The following is a 17,626-nucleotide window of genomic DNA, read 5'->3' on the forward strand; positions in this document are numbered from 1 at the left end:
ATTTACACCTGTAAACAAGCCAAAGAAAACAACAATGGCACGAAAAATTCTCAAAAGAGAACTTTGGCGTAAAAATATCAATAACAATACAGATTGCCCCCGCTTTGCATTATTCATGAAGCACTCTTTAAAAGAACTTCATGGAACCGCTAATAAATCCACTCAAAACAGCCACTGCCCTATAACACTTTTAACAAAAGCACATGCCTCTGTGACCCAAAAAAGTGACACCCAAAAACTGCTTTATTTTAACTGCTGAAGATCTCTCCCCCACATTTATATGAAAAAACCTCTAAACAAAACTGTTTAGCCCGTCAATGGTTAATACATTAATATCCCCAGTTTAATGCTACAATATATTTATCAATAATTAGAGATAAATTCACTCTCCAGCTCCTCTAAACCACTCAACACGCATATAAACGAGACATCGTGCTATCAAGCACATTCTGTCGTCAAAAACCATCATAGAAAACAATAAGAAATCTCTTTTGAAGTCTTTAAGATAACCACGCAAAACTCTTTTTATGGCATTCTCATCAAGGAACTTTTTTCCAAAAGCAAATGATCTGAGTGACCTTATCAGAAGAGTTTTGTCAGTCTTGTCAGTTCATTCTAGCTCCTATATTATTTTTTTTAAATGAGAGAAAATTAAAAACATTATATTTCAATAGGTTAGTATTTTAACGATACAACCTATATCGACAATACAACCTTAAATACAATCCATAATATATATTTGTCAGTTTGTGTCTGTAAATTGAACTAACAAACTAGATTATTTTAGTGATTCATAAAATCTATCAAAATACTCATTATGATATTTTAAAAGCACATGCTTCATTTGTCTTTTTTCCATAAAATAAACAGCAAATTTCACTACTTTGCTGATCTGATCTCTCTCATGGGCTGCGGATAAACAGCATTTAAAAACTCTTTTGAAAAAATTATCGGCTTTTTTAGCATTTTTCTGCCTTTTTTCTCAATTCATTCAAAATGGATTTAATAAGCTTCATTTTAATTCTTTTGAAGAGACTTAAACCCCTTATACGAAAACGGAGCTCTGTTGTAACAGGGCGTGAACTCAGTCATTTGCACGTGAGTTATGAAACTGTAGAATCTTATTCCGTGCCTTTAAAAGGGTAATCCAAAATTAACTGACATCTCTAATTCTGAGAAATTCTATTATGTGACTGAAATGAAATTCGCAAAAATTAAGAATAGTAAGGAAAAGAATAAATCAACTGTTATCTACAACAGCAATATCATCATGACAGATATCCCTCTTGAAGCTTATGAGTATATCGTAAATGGCAAGCCTGCTCTTGAATGGGTTATGGGGTGTCAATGTGTAAAAATAAATAAAAAGAGTGGTATTGTTAATGATGCCAATCGTTATGCTGTTGAGATCGTTGGAAATCCTGCCTACCCTTTAGAATTGTTTCAAAGGGTTATTACTGTAAGTTTAGAAACAATGAAAATCGTGAAAAAACTACCAAAATTAGAAATAAGAGAAACTGAATAGACTTGGCATGCTAAACTCACAAAGGGATATAAGGTCTTATACCTATAGGTTCTATCCCCCCTTTATAAATAGCTTACATACAATCTTTAAAAGGAGTGTTTATATGCATTATTCTAAAAAGAAGAAACTTGCACTTTTAGATACTCTTATTTGGATTGCTTTAAGACTTTTAAGAAACCCACTCTTAAATAGAATTAGATTTTTTTACATTGCCTTTAAGAGGTTATACCGTAATCTAAAATGATAGCTTTATTGTTATCAAAAGCTTTGTTTAAAGAGGGTTATGTATATTCATTTTCTTATATTACTTATAGGTTTTGAATGTTTCTCAAACCCTCAAAATACCTTCAAAAATATACCATGGGTTGTATTTATAGGTTGCATCTTAATATAGACTGTATCTCTAAAATGCTAATATATTGAAATATAATAACTTTTATTTTTTTATTGAAAAAAATATATAAAGGGGAGTAAAAGGAACCCTCAAAATACTCAAAATCTTCAAAACTAACAACCATAAGGATCTTGATAGCATTTCTTATGAGTTACAAACTATCTTTTGAAAGGCTTTAAAGGATTATATGCTTTTCATAAAGCACATTTTAATCACTCACTAAAATAATCTATTTTGTCAGTTCAATTTACTGACATATAACTGACAAATATATATTATGAATTGAATTTATGGGTTGTCTTTTAATAAAGGTTGCATCATTAAAATTATAACCTATTGAAATATATTCATTTTAATTTTCTCTCATTAAAAAAATAATATAGGCTCTAAAAAGAACTGACAACACTGACACGGTCTATTAAAAGGGATTTTTCTAATCTTTATAATGATCAATCTCTTTTTAGATGTTTTCATAACAAGCAATAAATCGCAATTATTCTATTTATCAACTAGTTGTATAACATCATCTAAGGTATAAGTTTTCATGAATCTTCCCCTGCATACTCTTTAATTCTTTTACAGAGAAATTCATAAAAATTACTTGCGTAATATTCAGAATCTTCAGATGTATACTTGAGATAGAGTGGGCATTCACCATCCCGAAACTGCTTATAATCAAAATAAAAGGTTTCACCAAAATCAGTTGTGCAGATAACAAGTTGTTTGGGGTCCGTAAAGCCATCTCTTCTATCGAGCAAATTTCGGTAAACAATATCACCAGCAGGAATACCTGCACAGATTTCATAAATACTGAATATTTCTTCACCTCCAATTTCTCCTCCTCCATAATTTTTTAAAAAATTCTTATAGGAAGAGGTAAATTGTAAACCAAGAGTGTTCTCAGCTGTTTTAATCCGTACATCATCAGGGGCATTATCTTGAGTACCAAAATTAATAACATGACTATGCATATCAACATATTGTGCAACATCTGATAAAGTATAACTTTTCATAAATTTTTCTCCATAAGTCACAGCGTGTTTTTACTCATAATGAGTGCTCCTAATGATCAATCTTTTTCTACTATAGCCAATGGAATTGAGATGAGATTGATAAAATCATAAGAGATATGTTCTTGACGGAGCTCTTTTCTCATCTGTCTCTGTACAATCATCTCGCATTTACAATATATGATGGAATTAAAGGAGGTGATCATTAAAGTTTAGAGAGCGCCTTTTAGGGATATTATTTCAATATTTGCAATAATTACTCTTTCTTTTTTCCTACTTAGGAATTTTTTTTGAAATCCAACAAATAACTTTTCTGATAAAATTTGTCTTTGGATTCATAGGAGCAACCAAACTCCTGCCTTGATAAAATGAGTAGAGAACCTCAACGAGAGGACTATCTTGTTCTTGTGTCACAGGATGTAACATAATAGGTCTAAAATCGACTCCAATAGGTGCTCTTCCTGATACCATTCTTTCCACATTTGTACCCGTTACTATCTGTCCTTCTTCTTTCCAAGAAGAAACTGTTTCGGGCTCAAACAGTTCATCTTCCTGATAAACTTTTTGACTTTTAAATTCCACCGGCTCAGCTGCCCCCATACTTTTTTTCTTTATCCATTTCATGATTCATAATCCCCTCAATTTTTTCAAAATAATCAATTTATTCTTTGTTCTAAATAGACTTAAATAAACTCTCCTTCCAAGAGCGAGGTTATTCCTCGCTAGAAAGCTCTGAGTGATCATCAAAATCTTTTGCTACCCGTTCAATCAAAGCGTAGCTCACTTGCTTCACCTTTGCTACTTCTTTGGCTAAAGCTAATGCACGTTCAAGGTGGGTTTTGTTGATGCTCTCGTCAAAGCCTAGGTGATCACCTGCCGTAAAGCTTTGCTGATAAGATTGTAAGGTCTCAATATTGCCCAATAAGGCAAGAGCGCCAAGATGAAGCAAAGCATAATCCGTATCGTTTGCTTTAGACGTGGCGCCTTTTTCCCAAGGAGAAGTGCCATAATCAAAGCGTAGCCTTTTAGAAAGGTCAATGTCTGTTACCGCCCATTCTAGCGCATCATCAAGCGCCTGTGTTAAACGATCCGTAGTGACCTCTGGTTCAAAGATTTCCAATCCCTTGGCTTCAAAATTAAGCTGTATATCTGGAATATCTTCCGTGTAGGTAGGATCAATGAATTTACAAGCAGCGGAAAGAATGCCCGTGCTAATCAAAAAGGCGCTATCAAATTGCGGACAATCTTTGGCAATTTCGTCGTTATAAAGAATGTCTACTTCACGATCAGCCAATTGATAGCTTGCCATATGGTCATTCTCATTGATTTTCTCGGTTGACCAGCCTAGACTTTTTAAAAGTGCATGAGCACTTTCCATGGTGAGACGATCATCAGTGTCATCCACTTCGTCCACTTCCTCTGCCACTTCAACAGAAGTTGTTTTAGAAGCAACAGATGCTGTTTGCGGATCCAAGCTTAAAATCGGAGCGTTTTTAGGAAAACCAGTCCGATAACCCCGTGCAAGAGTGAGGAGATTATCAATTCTATATTTTGAGATTTCTTCCACAAAACCTAAAGAATTTCCCTTTCTAAAATTCTCCTTATAAGATTTGAGCTTTTCAACATCCCCAATCAAAACAAGCGCAATAAGGTGACGCGCTACAAGATCAAGTTCACTGTCTGGGGAAAAAGCCGCATAATCATAAATGATTTGATTGACATTTTGCTGATCTGCCCATTCAAGTATATCTGTACAAATCTCCTTTAGCTTGCCTCTATCCAATTCAGTACTAGAAACTGTATAAACTTCTTCTGCTTCTTTGAGGGCTATATATTGAGGCATATTATAGAAAATCTCTCTATGAGCAGTAGAAAAGCCAAGTGTTGAAAGGGAAGCCTTAAATGCAACAATTGGCTCTTCTTCATCACTTTGAAGACTGTACATTATATTGATGATACGGTCTTTACTGATAAAATAGGTATTACGATCATAGTTTTTATCACGATAAACTGTCCAACCCATCCTTTTTAAGTCTTCAGAAACTGTATTAAGAAAAGACAAATCTTGCAAACTAAGACGATCATCTATGGCTTTTCGCTCATTAAAGATTTTCAGATGTCTTTCAGCAAATTCAACAGCGTGATTAACATACCCCTCCAGTTCTTCATCAAGATTTTGCAAATGCTCAGGAATCTTATCCTCTGCGATAGAATCTTGATAGGATTTTAGGACATCAATTTGACCTGTCAATGCTAAACAAGCCAAATGCCAAATCACAGCTGGATAATAGCTATATTTTTGGATAAGCGTTTTGCTTTCTATTGATGCTTGTAAATCTTGGGCACGTGCCCACTGTATCACCCGCTCAGAGATTTTTGTCAACTCTTGCTCATTTAATATCTCTACACAAATATCAATTCCTTTATCAACCCCACGAAAATTCTCTCCTCCAATTGTATTAAAAGATCGATAAATATCCGTAGGTCGTACAAGATTACGTTGTCCACAAAAATGAATATACAAGCAAGCCAAAGAAATCTCTTCATTAGATATTTCAGCTTCGAGATGAATATTGTACTGATCATAGAGATGTACAAAGCCAAAATCTAACTTAATAAAACGATCCGGCAAAACCAACCACATTTTCCCAAGCTCTGTGGCAAACCACCCTTGAATTTTAAAAATGCGAGTTGCTGCTGTAAGACTCATCGACCACTGTTTAGGTTTTTTACACGCTAAAGTGTCATCTAACTCCCCGTTTTTATAAGCTTGCGCAAAAAGAATGAGGCGCTCAATCCACCCTATTGTTTTGTAATCTGCAAATTCTGGTACATGTAATTGGGGTGTAAACTTAGAACTTTTTAAAGCCTCAATATCACCAAGTAATGCTTCTGCAACAGCAGAATGATTAGCAGCTTCTTCATGTAATTTTTTTTCAATATCTTGTGCTTGCGCCCAAGCAATAACCCTATTTAAAAATTCCTTAACATGGCTTTCTGAGAGATCTAAAGCTGTAACATCGAAATCCTCTTTCGCAGAAAATAGCGTATCTTCATACTTATCCTGTGATACTTCACCACTAGCATATTCCCAAGCAAGGCAATAAGCAGCAGTGGTAAGATTAGCCGATAGCCGAAACTTTCCCCCATCCTCTCCATAATCTACAACATCATAACTAATGCCTACAATGCGATCGGGAAGATGATAATGCGCAAACATACTACCATCTTCAGCACGATAAGGTTCCCAGCCAAGCGTTTTTAAAATCTCTGTCACGTCTTTAGTTCGCATAACACTTCACTTTCATTCAAAAAGTCCTGGATAATGAAAAGTGTAAAAGTCCATTTTGTCTAACTTATTATTCAATTGTTCTTTAATCCATTTTCTATTCTCATTTTCCAATTCTTTCTTACTTCCTTTAAAATCTTTGAAATCTTTTTGATATTTCTCTAAGAACTCTTTGTTCTCTTTAAAAAATTCTATAAGTTTTCCTTTTGTGGGCTCTGCATTTCCTTCTTTATATGCTTCTTTCAAAATCTTTTGGTTTCCACTTAAACCAGCTTTTCCCGTTTTTACATCACCAACAAACAGTTTACCATCCTTTATACCAACAATATCCGCACGAGATCTTACTACCCCCTTATCCGTCTTAGTTTTGAATACTATTTCTGTTTTACATATTCTACATCCTTCATCCCTGAATTCTTGTTTTTTTCATCGCGCTTTTTGTCATGATGCTTCCTGACTTGTTCAAGTATGTTACCCTTTCCATCATTATTGTTTTGTGGTTCTTTATTGTTTCCGTTTTTTTTCTTATTTTTACTTTCTTTCTGAGAATCTTTATTTTTTTCTTCTTGTGAGTTTTGATTTGTTTTTTCGCTATCTTCTTCTGCATTTTTTGATGCAAACCAATAGGCAAGAAAATCAGCTATAGCGGTTCTATTGTTAGGAGATTGAACAATAGTTGCTCCACCAGCCATAAAAAGAGACAGAGCTGCCAACTCTTGTGGCGTAAGCGACACAATGAACGCTACAGCAGCTGCTACCGCAGGAAGAAAATTATTTTCGGCAGCATTACCTGCGGCATCAGCGCCAGTATTGACATCACCACCAGCAAGGGCAGCAGCAAAGCCCCCCGCTATGCGCGCGATATCAATGGCATGATCATTAAAATCAGAAAACTGTGCTTCAATCTTTGCATTGATACGCGCTTGTTCTTCTGCCGTTGGAACACGACCATCCAATGCTGCTATTTCTTTTTGTATAAAATTTTTGGTCGACAGTTTAAACTGGAGCATAGCTGTGGCTTCCCACAGCACCCCCCACAGCACCGGCTGTGCAAGCACCGCTCGCAACCGCGCCTTTTAAACAGCCAAGTCCTGCATGGGCAACGATCTGCGTGACCGTATCTATTTTGCCTTCAGCCTTGGCGGTACCGATTTCTTCTGCCAACGATTTGCCAACCGTATCAGACAGGGCGATGCGCAGATTGTTAAAAAAGTTCTTGTCAAGAGAGCCACCCTCAAGAGCCGTTTGAACGCCTGTGCCAATGGCGGCTTTGATCAGGTTCTTTTCCGCTTCACTGGCGATACGATCGACAAAAGGAGCGGTTTTTGGCAAAGATTGTCCAACACCTGCCATTTCCGTTAGTTGGCTGGTTAAGCCTGCTGTCAACATCGATGAGACAATGCTGAGAACATTCTTTGAAGAGCCAAGCTCATGCAAGGCGCCGGCAATGTTGCCGCGATTATTGACAAGAGCCACAGCGCTTTTGTTAATCAGCGCTTGGACACCTGCCTGTATCGCCGCATTCATGGCGGTGCTCGAGCCAAACCCCAAAGCACCGGTAATGGCACTGGCAGCGCCCGAGGCTGCTCTGCCCGTAACCGCCGTGAACAGCCAAGGCCACGAGAGCTGCGCCGGCTTCTGTCAATCCTTGGGCTTTATAATCCCAGTCTTTAAATTCAGCCTTAACTGCTTGTCAATCAACTTTCCTTACAAATCTTAATCAACCCAAAGAAATAACCTGAAATAGCAGTGTGTCGTATGGAAAATTAAAAACAAAAACCGAATGAAGAAAATGCACTTGAGACTTGCCTATGGCTTCACAGGTTTATTGCTGTAAAAGCTTCAAATGATGATATCTCTAATACTTTTTTCGCTTGTTCTCTTGTGGTAGCTTCCACAAGCGAAAAGATATGGACGATGACACCTCTTCTCAAGCTTATCAAACTGAACTCAAAGGTATTTCCTTATTGATTTTGAAAGAGTCCTTAAAACGCATTTTGCAGAGCAACGTAGAAAGCATGTCTAAAAAAATCATTCCAAGAGCAACAGATTTTTCTAAGTATTGTGAAGAGATTGAAAAAGATCTTCTTTCACGAGCCAAAACTCTTCATGAACTAATGATAGGAGAATTTAAAATAGATTTCTAAAAAATAGCAAAATAGTGAAAAGTGCTGATCACTTTTGGATTGGATATGCATTTAAAGAGTGATTAAAAAGTTTTTTTAATGTACAATATATTTCTAGAAGCCAAAATGGCTCTATAGTATCAAATTTATAAAGTAAATAAATCCATTAATACAAATTAAGGATTTTAGGATACACGAATTTCAAAATATTTGTTTTTTAAAACATGAATAGCCAGCATCAGCACAAAAAATGTTGCGGCAGTTATGAGTCACTTTCATGTATTTTTGAAATAACAGAGCTTTTCTTTAATCTTTATGAAAGGGTTGCCAGCGCTATGGGCTTTTTTGAAAGGTGGATTTGGGTATCAAAATGCAAGCGAGAGTTTGGGATTATGGAGCTCTGTGTTTAAAGCTATCATCAACTATAGATAAATCATAAACGAGGTTAACTAAAATATTAAAAGCAACTGGATGCAATAGAAGACATTGCTATTAAAATAAAAGATAGATTGTATTTTTATATCAGAAAATAATTTAAGAAATTGAGATCATAATTTTTCCACAGGAAATAAATATATTTACAAATAAGCAGCTAAGAACCTTGTTTGGCATTATAACTTTTATATTTTTATGTTTTTTAGGAATTAAAAAAATCTTGACTTTATTCAGAGTATTTTGACATTCGCGTCTGTTTCTTTGGTAATAGTCACAACGGTTTTTGCAATTTTATGCAATTCTAATATTCCTTCTGAATTGCAGAACACCCCAAAATATAAAGATGATGATACAACAGGTTGGGTGAAACTAACACGTGATTTACAACAGTATTTGCACAGACTCTTAAAACTAATAAGTTTAGCGCTTATCGTTTTAATTTTTCCAAATAGTTATAAGGAAATTGTTTCTTTGCCTATTATTTCTAAGTATGTGGAGTACAAGCTTTCTTTTCCATTGGATACTGTACTTTGGTACTCAGATATTGCTCTTTGGTATTCCTTTTTAGTTTGTGTATTGTTTCTTATGTTACATACACGCAGTTTAATAAACATATCTATTTACACACTACAGTGCTCAGTTAAAAAGCCATAGTAAAATTTCCGATTTTATAAAACTGTTCAGATTACGTTGTCTCTTCTCAACGTTCATAGATGAAATCAACAAGGAGATAAAAAACTATCGAAAGCAGTTTGATACTCTTTGTCGCAGGAAAGAGGTCAACGCATTGAACGAAGCATGGCATCACGTAAAATGGCGTTAATCCGCATTTGATATCCTTTCCCTTGACTTTTAAAGTCACGCTAGCACGTCTGAATCCACACGCACTGTTGTAACAGTTTTGGGTGATTTATAGAATGGATTGAAAACGGCGTTTTTCCAGAACACATCATTGAGTGACGGAATATCTCTATGATCAATTGTACTATCCGACATTACAGCCAATTTATCAATTTCAACTCTCTGTTCATCTGTCAAGGCTGATAAGTTACCTACCTCAATTTCATAACGAACTTTCTTCTTTATAACGTTTCCTTTCTTTCAAATTGGCTCGCCGTGCTGAAATAATACGGATTACCTCTATGCCATCTTTATCGTCATAGACAGTATGCGCTACGAATAGTAATAAAAAACCTCCACAAGCACTAAAGCTTGCTAACCATACTCTCCATTTTCAATACGGTCTTGTTTAGCCATGGAGAATAGATCAGAAAAAACATATGCAGCTATTTCAAAACTTTACACGGTGCTTTCTAAGATTACTTTTTGTTTTAGCTTCATCCCGTTGAAATCTTATTTTTATACCTTATATTAATACATTTATAAGAGTATTATATACATCAAGAGTTTTAGATGAACACTTAATTATCCATGTTTTTGTACAATTAATATAATTTAATACTTTAAAAATTAGTGATTAATTAACTAAAAATATTAAAAAATAATAAATTATTCTAAGGCTTTATGCATATAATATGCAAATCGAATCAAACTTACAAGCCTGTTAAATAAAATAATATTAATTGGCTATTTAGGGGCTGCTCCTGAAAGCAAAAATGAATTTTGGTGCCGAAACATTCAATTTTCGTATGGCTATCTCTGAGAGCTATGCAGAAAAATACCAATAAAAAAGTAGACAAAACAAAATGGTATTCCGTGATGCTTTTTAAGCTACATACATTTGGAAAAACTTGTTCTTCAGTACAGAACTGCCCCTTTTTCCGAATGAATGAGAGGAACAGATCTTTTAATCGCGAGTGCAATAAAGGATGCAATCAACGCTTTTAAACAATCGCCTATCAAAAAAACTGATGAAGCCATTAAAACATTCAGTAAAGAAACTTTGGTCATATAAGCTGTCCATGGAACACCAAAAGAATAAACTATCCCAATGCCACCGACAGTATTTATCACAAATAATATTATAAAATTTAACCGCTGCCAAAACAATTCTACCATTAAACCAATAAAAAATGCGGCAAATGGAAAACCTATTAAATAACCACTTGCAATCCCTGAAAAGACACTGATCCCACCGCGACCACCAGGCAACAGAGGTAATCCAATCGCAACAAGAACAAGAAAAAGGAGTGACGCTAAAGCACCCCTTTTTGCCCCAAGAATAGACCCTGCTAGCATCGGTCCCATCGATTGAGCTGTAATAGGTATCCCTAGAAAAAAAGGAAGATAAATAGAAGGGAAAAGGCCCAAAATAGCATAAACAGCGGCAAATAAGGCAATATAAACTAAATCTTTTGTATTCATTTGATTCTTCTTTCACTATAAAAAACTTTGATTATTATGAGATGCTGTATCAATGGTATCAACATCATAAGAACGCGCTTCCAATGCTTCAGCCACTTCTGAAGCCATTCTTATGGTTCGTATAATTAAAGGTATCGCAAGAGCGAGAATGTTAGTGTTAAGTCCCCGTGCTTGCTGTGCTTCATGTACCTCATTAAACTTTTCACTCAAAAGAGGAATAAACCTGATCGCCATAGAGATAACCATACTCACTTTTGATGGATTTATACCAAAACAACGAAAGGGCTGGAGGCCTGCTTCAATTGCATCCACCATATCTGAAACTTTTGTTGTGAATGAAATAAGTGATGATAAAGAAAAGAGGATAACAAGACGTAATATGACCTCAACCCCCGTAAGCCAACCGCTAAAAATAGTTTGAAATACAAATAGAAGAACTAAAAGCAATCCCATCGATTTAAATTGCTTTATCACAGTTTTGAAAGGGACCTTGGCGACTCTATAGAATAAGATGACCAACAACAAAAATAACCCAAGAAGCGCTATGGAAGAAACCATTATTATAAAAGTTCCACACGCCGTAAGAAATAATAACTTAACTCCAGGACCTAACCTATGAATAAACGTATCCCTTGGAATATATAAACCGATCATGACATTCTTCTTATATACTCCTTGATAGCAACAAAAGGTACATCATCAATTGCTATCTCCCCCTTATCAAAAACCAGCACTCTATCAAACTTTTTCAAAAACTCCAAATCATGCGATACAACTATTGCCGTTTGTGGTAATTCTTCTATCACTTGCGTAACGCGATGCTTATTTCGCAAATCAAGTAATGTTGTCGGCTCATCAAAAATAATGTAGTCTGGTTTCATTGCAACTACACCGGAAATAGCAACGAGTTGTTTTTGCCCACCACTTAATAAATGGACAGCGTGATTTCTGAAATCTTGAAGTTCATAGCGTTGTAAAATTTCATCTACACGCTCCTTAATTTCATCTTTATTAAGCTTTAAATTTTTGAGACCAAAGGATAAATCCTCTTCAACTAATGGTAAAACAATCTGATTATCGGGATTCTGAAATACAAATCCAACTTTACGCTTTACTGCTTTTGCATCGCGCTTGGTATCAAGCCCATCAACGCTTACAAAACCGTGAGATGGTAATTGGAGTCCATTAATAAGACGAACAAATGTACTTTTTCCAGAACCATTCGCACCTATAACAGCAATTCGTTTTTCGGTAAGCTGTACAGTAATATTTCTTAAAACACACAAATCACCAAAAACTTGTGTTACCTCATCAAATTTTATAGTCCCCAAGATTTATTCCAATCAATCCCTTTTATTAGCTCTTCTTTCTCTATCGTTTCAGTTTATAACCTAAAAGTAATAATAAGCACCATAGAGGAATAATAATGACTGCCAAACTCATATCAGGCATCTGTACAGGAATATATGTTTCAAGAAAAGGCACGCTTATTCCTATCATATCAAAAAGTCGAGTCATCAATCCATTTTGCCCAAAACCACTGATAAACATAATGCAAAATAATAAAGCAAGAAAGAAGAGACAAAGATAGTTAGCGTAAGGATATAAACCAAACGCATAAGTAAAGTTGCCTTTTCTGTTCTTATGGGCATTGCGAAATTTCAAATGAACAATAACAATAATAGCCCAAGTAATCACTGCTGCTGCAGTTGCAAGAGCCATGATCCGCATGAAACTATTATCAGGAACAAGAGCATTAACAACGACAATCAACACCGTACAGAATGATGAAAAAAGGATAGCAATATAAGGAACACGAGCAGCACTCAGTTTACTAAAAATATGTGGTGCATTTTTTTGTACAGCTAAACTATAAAGCATACGGCCATTAGAATAAATGCCACTATTGTAAACAGAAATAGCAGCCATAATCACCACAAAATTCAAAATATGACCAGCAGCAGGAATTCCTATAGTCTCGAAAATTGTGACAAAAGGACTACCATTTTTTCCAATCATATTCCAAGGGCTGATTATCATAATAATGCTGATAGAACCAATATAAAAAATTATAATCCTCCACATAACTTGACGAATAGCCGCTGGAATTGTTTTTTGTGGATTAGATGCCTCTCCAGCAGCAATACCAATAAGCTCTGTTCCTCCAAAAGAAAACATTACTACAGAAGTTGCTAAAACAACCCCTACTGCTCCATAAGGAAAAAAACCGCCATGGTCCCAAAGATAATGAATATTCGCTTGATTTTCCCCTAGTCCAGTGACAATGAGAAAAATTCCAAAAATAATCATACCAATAACAGCAGCCACTTTGATCAAAGCGCAAGCAAATTCAAATTCTCCATAAAAACGAACATTAAACAAATTAACAAATGTAACAAATAAAAGAACAATGAAAGATGTCTTCCAATGATCAATCAAAATCCAATGATCAAGGTAAAACCCTATCACTGTAAGTTCAGCCATGCTCACAAGAATATAAAGAAACCAATAATTCCAACCTGTTATGAAACCAGCTAATCTCCCCCAATATTTATAAGCAAAAAAACTAAATGCTCCTGAAGACGGTTCTTCTACTGACATTTCACCAAGCATTCGCATAATGAAATACATAATAAGCCCGCCGGCAAGATAAGATAAAATAACTGAGGGGCCAGCTAATTGAATTGCCTCGGTTGATCCATAAAAAAGTCCTGTCCCAATAACGCCACCCAAAGCAATCATTTGAATATGGCGATTTTGAAGGCTACGCTTCAATTCCTCGTGCTTTTTTTCAGACATCATGCCTCACTACTTTTGTTGAACCTAACCTCAACTTTTATTGAAAAATTAGGCACCTCTTTCAAAAAACACAAAACAAACGTAAACTTATTTTCTTATCATAATGCAACTCCTTATTTTTTTGTGCATTATACGTATGTCCCGTTGAAGTTTTAAGAAAAAATATGCTCCACCCTTTATTTAAATTAATGTCCTTCATTTTCGTTACACTAACCATTATAGCATTGGTCATTGATAACACACACTCTGTAATCACATCACATTGGACAACAACCCCCTTTAATAAAATTTTAACAAGCCTTCTGCAAACAGATATCTATCACCTTAATCAATCTCTATGCAAGGTAATGCCTGATTTTCTGTCCTCAATTTGCATTACTCTCACTTATTTACCCGCATGGTCTATCTTTGGTGCTTTAGCAATAGTATTTTGTATCTTAAATTACGAAAAACAAAAGCCTTTTCACAAAATATCATATACATATAACGAAGAGTACATTTGATCTTGAAAAAACTTCTAGAGCTCTCTGTACTATACACAACAGGTATCGCTTAGAGCACCTCACCCTATTAAAACAACTGAAAATCATTTGATCATCAGAATGGATTAAAACGCTTTATTATAAATATATGCGCTCAGTTATAAATTATACGGGCTCACTTATGATTTCTATAGATAATGATAACATTACTTCATTTGTATCAATTTAATAAAAACTAGCGAATAAACCTAACTCCCATCTATAGAAAATTCTGTACAGAAAAAACTTAACATATTGAAGTTCATATATTTTTATGGATGTTCCTTTATACTCTACAAAAACTTTTCTTAATTTTAGTACTAGAAATCACATATAAAAAAACGTCTTCTAATATCAGCACTCCTTATAAAATTGGAACTTCTTGAAATTAATGAAGAAGCTTATAAAAATTATTCTACAAGTCTAACAAAATGCGTTAAACAAAAACCAATCTGTAAATAATTGCAATTGTAATAAAGAATATTTCGCATCTTACTCCCATTGTGACATCCACCCTATTACATCTAAAAAAATCCAAGAGACTATTAGCAGAAAAATTTTAAGCATCTTCTCTCTATTGAGAAAATGGTAAAATAACAGCTTCAGTCACACTCTGTTCTTTTAAATCTGAAAATCGTTTCGCTAAAACATCAACTTTTTTAGATATCTCATCCAAACTTTTCCATTGATCAGTTACCACTCGAGAAAGTTCCTCAATGAATTTTTCTTGGTAAACTAGCTTCATTTCTAGTTCTATCAGCCGATCTTCATCCGACATGATTTTTACTCCCTCTTAAATAAAAAAACGTGATTAATTTTATTAATCCTCCTCCCTTTTTCTTCCCATAAAAATGAGAAGTAACTTTTCAAATAATTCTACTCATCTTATTTGCACATTATAAAAGGTTTATGATGATCTTTATTTTCCCAATCACTTATACAACAAATTTCTTTCTTAAGAATCAGAAAATGTTTTTATCTTTACTAAGTTATCTTGACACCATTTTTCATCCTAAAGATCTACATTCCCAGCTTCTTAATTTAAGTGCTATCGTAAATTGGAAAGCATTTTATAGCATTAAGGTCAAAGAATACTTTCCTCTGACTTTTACATACTTCTCCTTCAAATTATTATCATATGTATAAATTATTGAAAAAATGCATTCTTGCTTTTATACGTACTTTTAGCTATTACCCTCAAATTAGTTTTGTTTCATTGACTTACAAACCTATGCCGCATTAGCTCAGTTGGTAGAGCACATCATTCGTAATGATGGGGTCGCTGGTTCGAATCCGGCATGCGGCACCATTTTTTCTCTTTAATATATTGAAATATATAATTTTTTATTTGATTTTCTATTTTTTAGACCACCTTTTAGTCCACCTCTTGTGGTTTATACAATTTTACTTAATTTGTTGTTATTTGCTCCGTATTTTTCTTTGGAGTAAAAGCTAGAATCTCTTTTTTTCTCCATCTCACTGCTCTTCCTAGCTTATAGGGTTGCGGAAACTCCCCTTGAAGCACCCAATTGCGAATCGTTGTGGTTGATACACTAAAAAGCTGTGCACATTCACGGGTTGTTACATATCTATCGCCATCATCAAATATCATCTCATTACCTTTCTATTTTTATATTACTTATTACCTAAATGGGTGGGGGTGCTGGGAGGAGAAAGCACCCCCATAGAGTCAAGCAGCTTTTGTCAAAATCTTTTGCATTTCTTGTTCTATCTCTGCTAAAAAGGCTTCGACCGCTTGATTAATCTCTTCAATTTGTTCTTCATCACGGTGAATGCGTTTGATTTTCATGCGTAAGTATGTTGATTACCTCGTAAAACGTGGGTCATAACTGATAAAATCACACCATTTTCGTCCCGTACAAGCCATTTGGAATTGCATTTGCGCGCTATATTCAGGCTTTATAGTGTCATCTATAAAGAAGCGTAAGTGGTTTGGTGATTGTGGACATTTGACTTCAACTAAACCGTCATCACCAACAAACCCATCAGGACTAGCACCAGCCATTTTGATTGTGGGATGTTGTATGAAACCACACTCTATGATCTCTGTATCATAAATAAATGCATATTCTTTCAAGGCATCTTCTTCATGTTCAATGCCCCATTGCATAGCCGGAGTTGGATAAGATTGGCTTACTTCACCAGTTAAACGTTCTGTTATAAGTTTGATTTTGTAGTCTTCATATTTGCTTGTAGGCATTCCCTTTGCTGTTTTACTCAGTAGGTTGTAAACGTTTGAAGCGGTGACTTTTCCCAAGCGGGCTTGAAACCACTCTGCTGTTCTTTGTTCCATTTCACACCGCCGTTTGTTGTTGAGTTGGTACATATTCAATATCTTGGATATGAATGTATTCTGCTTCTTGTATAGGAGCGTCTATTTTCTTTTGTGGTGAATGAGATTGCTCTGTTTTAGCTTTTTGCCTCTCTTGCAATATATCAAAAATTATTTTTGCTTTTTCATCAGGAATATCTTCAAGGCTCTCGACTTTTGCATAATCAAGTATCCTTGCTTCATTGGTTCCAGTTTCTTCAATTAATTCTTGGATTTGTATAAGCATGTCATGAGAAACAAGTTGTACTTGTGTGGTATTATTATTAATACGAGCCGCTTCATCTTCTTCATAAATGCCGGAAAAACCGAAAGCATAGCGTGCACATTGTATAGTTGCTTTATGACGTAACATACGTGCTGGATATTTTTTCCAAGGTTCACTTTTTTCTTGCACGCATTCATTTAAATATTCAGTGACTTCGATAGGGTTTTTAATGCCTTTAAGATGAATAGCACATTTAATGGCAATTAAACTCCCATCTTTATCGAGTTGATCTTGAAAAGTCATGCCATCAAATTTAGGATTAGATTTAATGATCTTAATCCATCCATCAATAGAGACAACAGGGATAATACCGCCGCCTTTTTTAGGGAACGCATAGATTTCTTTTGTTAATGGGTTTAATCCATAAGTATTTGCAACCGAGATAAAAGCAGCGAATTCTTCATTAGAGAAGTTATGATTGATACAAGTTTTGATAATTGTTTTACGAAATTCATCATGAGAAAATCCATATTTGCTTGCCATGGTTATTAAAGAAGAACTTGTCATTATTGATTTCCTCCTATTTGAGCGCAATTCCCCCGTGGCGTGAATCACGCTGGTGTTTAAAAGTTGGTTTGGTTGTT

The 17,626-nt window shown here is 35.0% G+C and carries 13 protein-coding genes, 1 tRNA gene and 4 pseudogenes; 4 read left to right on the top strand and 14 right to left on the bottom strand.

Annotated elements, in window-relative coordinates:
- Window positions 1–1,065 precede the first annotated feature (1,065 nt).
- Window positions 1,066–1,525: pseudogene (locus ACFINZ_RS08100) on the top strand (type ISP restriction/modification enzyme); the annotation flags it as partial.
- Window positions 1,526–2,461: 936 nt separating this feature from the next.
- On the opposite strand, the gene ACFINZ_RS08105 reads toward ACFINZ_RS08100, so the two are convergent.
- The 5 genes and pseudogenes from ACFINZ_RS08105 to ACFINZ_RS08125 all read right to left on the bottom strand — a co-directional run.
- A complete protein-coding gene (locus ACFINZ_RS08105; protein ID WP_375610943.1) occupies window positions 2,462–2,932 on the bottom strand; it encodes an SMI1/KNR4 family protein in 471 nt (156 codons plus the stop codon).
- 270 nt (window positions 2,933–3,202) lie between these two features.
- Window positions 3,203–3,553 carry an HNH/ENDO VII family nuclease gene (locus tag ACFINZ_RS08110; protein ID WP_375618707.1) on the bottom strand — a complete coding sequence of 117 codons (351 nt, stop codon included), beginning with the start codon at window positions 3,551–3,553 and terminating at the stop codon, window positions 3,203–3,205.
- An 88-nt stretch (window positions 3,554–3,641) separates the two neighbouring features.
- A complete protein-coding gene (locus ACFINZ_RS08115; RefSeq protein ID WP_375701302.1) occupies window positions 3,642–6,221 on the bottom strand; it encodes a DUF6990 domain-containing protein in 2,580 nt (859 codons plus the stop codon).
- A 12-nt stretch (window positions 6,222–6,233) separates the two neighbouring features.
- The gene (locus ACFINZ_RS08120; protein ID WP_375637049.1) at window positions 6,234–6,464 is read right to left on the bottom strand and encodes a hypothetical protein; all 231 of its coding nucleotides are present in this window, start codon (window positions 6,462–6,464) and stop codon (window positions 6,234–6,236) included.
- Window positions 6,465–6,964: 500 nt separating this feature from the next.
- Window positions 6,965–7,911: pseudogene (locus ACFINZ_RS08125) on the bottom strand (DUF637 domain-containing protein); the annotation flags it as partial.
- A 217-nt stretch (window positions 7,912–8,128) separates the two neighbouring features.
- Between ACFINZ_RS08125 and ACFINZ_RS08130 the strand changes: the two are divergent.
- A complete protein-coding gene (locus tag ACFINZ_RS08130) occupies window positions 8,129–8,365 on the top strand; it encodes a hypothetical protein (RefSeq protein ID WP_375637048.1) in 237 nt (78 codons plus the stop codon).
- A 553-nt stretch (window positions 8,366–8,918) separates the two neighbouring features.
- Window positions 8,919–9,433: pseudogene (locus ACFINZ_RS08135) on the top strand (hypothetical protein).
- A gap of 125 nt (window positions 9,434–9,558) precedes the next feature.
- Here the strand turns inward: ACFINZ_RS08135 and ACFINZ_RS08140 are convergent.
- The 6 genes from ACFINZ_RS08140 to ACFINZ_RS08165 all read right to left on the bottom strand — a co-directional run bounded on the left by ACFINZ_RS08140 (window position 9,559) and on the right by ACFINZ_RS08165 (window position 15,202).
- Window positions 9,559–9,609 (bottom strand): hypothetical protein, encoded by a 51-nt coding sequence (locus ACFINZ_RS08140; protein ID WP_375618717.1) that lies wholly within the window; start codon window positions 9,607–9,609, stop codon window positions 9,559–9,561.
- Between the two features lie 928 nt (window positions 9,610–10,537).
- Window positions 10,538–11,104: a biotin transporter BioY gene (locus ACFINZ_RS08145; protein WP_375701303.1), complete on the bottom strand. Its 567-nt coding sequence runs from the start codon at window positions 11,102–11,104 to the stop codon at window positions 10,538–10,540.
- Between the two features lie 15 nt (window positions 11,105–11,119).
- A complete protein-coding gene (locus tag ACFINZ_RS08150; RefSeq protein WP_375701304.1) occupies window positions 11,120–11,758 on the bottom strand; it encodes an energy-coupling factor transporter transmembrane component T family protein in 639 nt (212 codons plus the stop codon).
- Window positions 11,755–12,435, bottom strand: a complete 681-nt coding sequence (locus tag ACFINZ_RS08155) for an energy-coupling factor ABC transporter ATP-binding protein (protein WP_375618715.1) — start codon at window positions 12,433–12,435, stop codon at window positions 11,755–11,757. The genes ACFINZ_RS08150 and ACFINZ_RS08155 overlap by 4 nt, the downstream gene beginning before the upstream one ends.
- A 40-nt stretch (window positions 12,436–12,475) precedes the next feature.
- On the bottom strand, window positions 12,476–13,903 hold the full coding sequence (locus tag ACFINZ_RS08160; RefSeq protein WP_375634993.1) for an amino acid permease: 1,428 nt from the start codon (window positions 13,901–13,903) through the stop codon (window positions 12,476–12,478).
- Window positions 13,904–14,998: 1,095 nt separating this feature from the next.
- Entirely contained in the window at window positions 14,999–15,202 is a 204-nt protein-coding gene (locus ACFINZ_RS08165; protein WP_375634991.1) for a SlyX family protein, read from the bottom strand.
- Between the two features lie 455 nt (window positions 15,203–15,657).
- On the opposite strand from ACFINZ_RS08165, the gene ACFINZ_RS08170 reads away from it, so the two are divergent.
- A tRNA-Thr gene (locus ACFINZ_RS08170) sits at window positions 15,658–15,733 on the top strand.
- A 99-nt stretch (window positions 15,734–15,832) separates the two neighbouring features.
- Here ACFINZ_RS08170 and ACFINZ_RS08175 read toward each other — a convergent pair.
- The 3 genes and pseudogenes from ACFINZ_RS08175 to bet all read right to left on the bottom strand — a co-directional run bounded on the left by ACFINZ_RS08175 (window position 15,833) and on the right by bet (window position 17,549).
- Window positions 15,833–16,036, bottom strand: a complete 204-nt coding sequence (locus tag ACFINZ_RS08175; RefSeq protein WP_100129129.1) for an AlpA family transcriptional regulator — start codon at window positions 16,034–16,036, stop codon at window positions 15,833–15,835.
- 78 nt (window positions 16,037–16,114) lie between these two features.
- Window positions 16,115–16,738, bottom strand: a pseudogene (locus ACFINZ_RS08180) (lambda exonuclease family protein).
- 1 nt (window position 16,739) lies between these two features.
- Complete coding sequence (gene bet / locus ACFINZ_RS08185) at window positions 16,740–17,549, bottom strand: phage recombination protein Bet (RefSeq protein WP_375634987.1); 810 nt, start codon at window positions 17,547–17,549, stop codon at window positions 16,740–16,742.
- Between the last annotated feature and the right edge of the window lie 77 nt (window positions 17,550–17,626).

Source organism: Bartonella sp. AA81SXKL (genome assembly GCF_042196945.1).
GTDB lineage: Bacteria > Pseudomonadota > Alphaproteobacteria > Rhizobiales > Rhizobiaceae > Bartonella.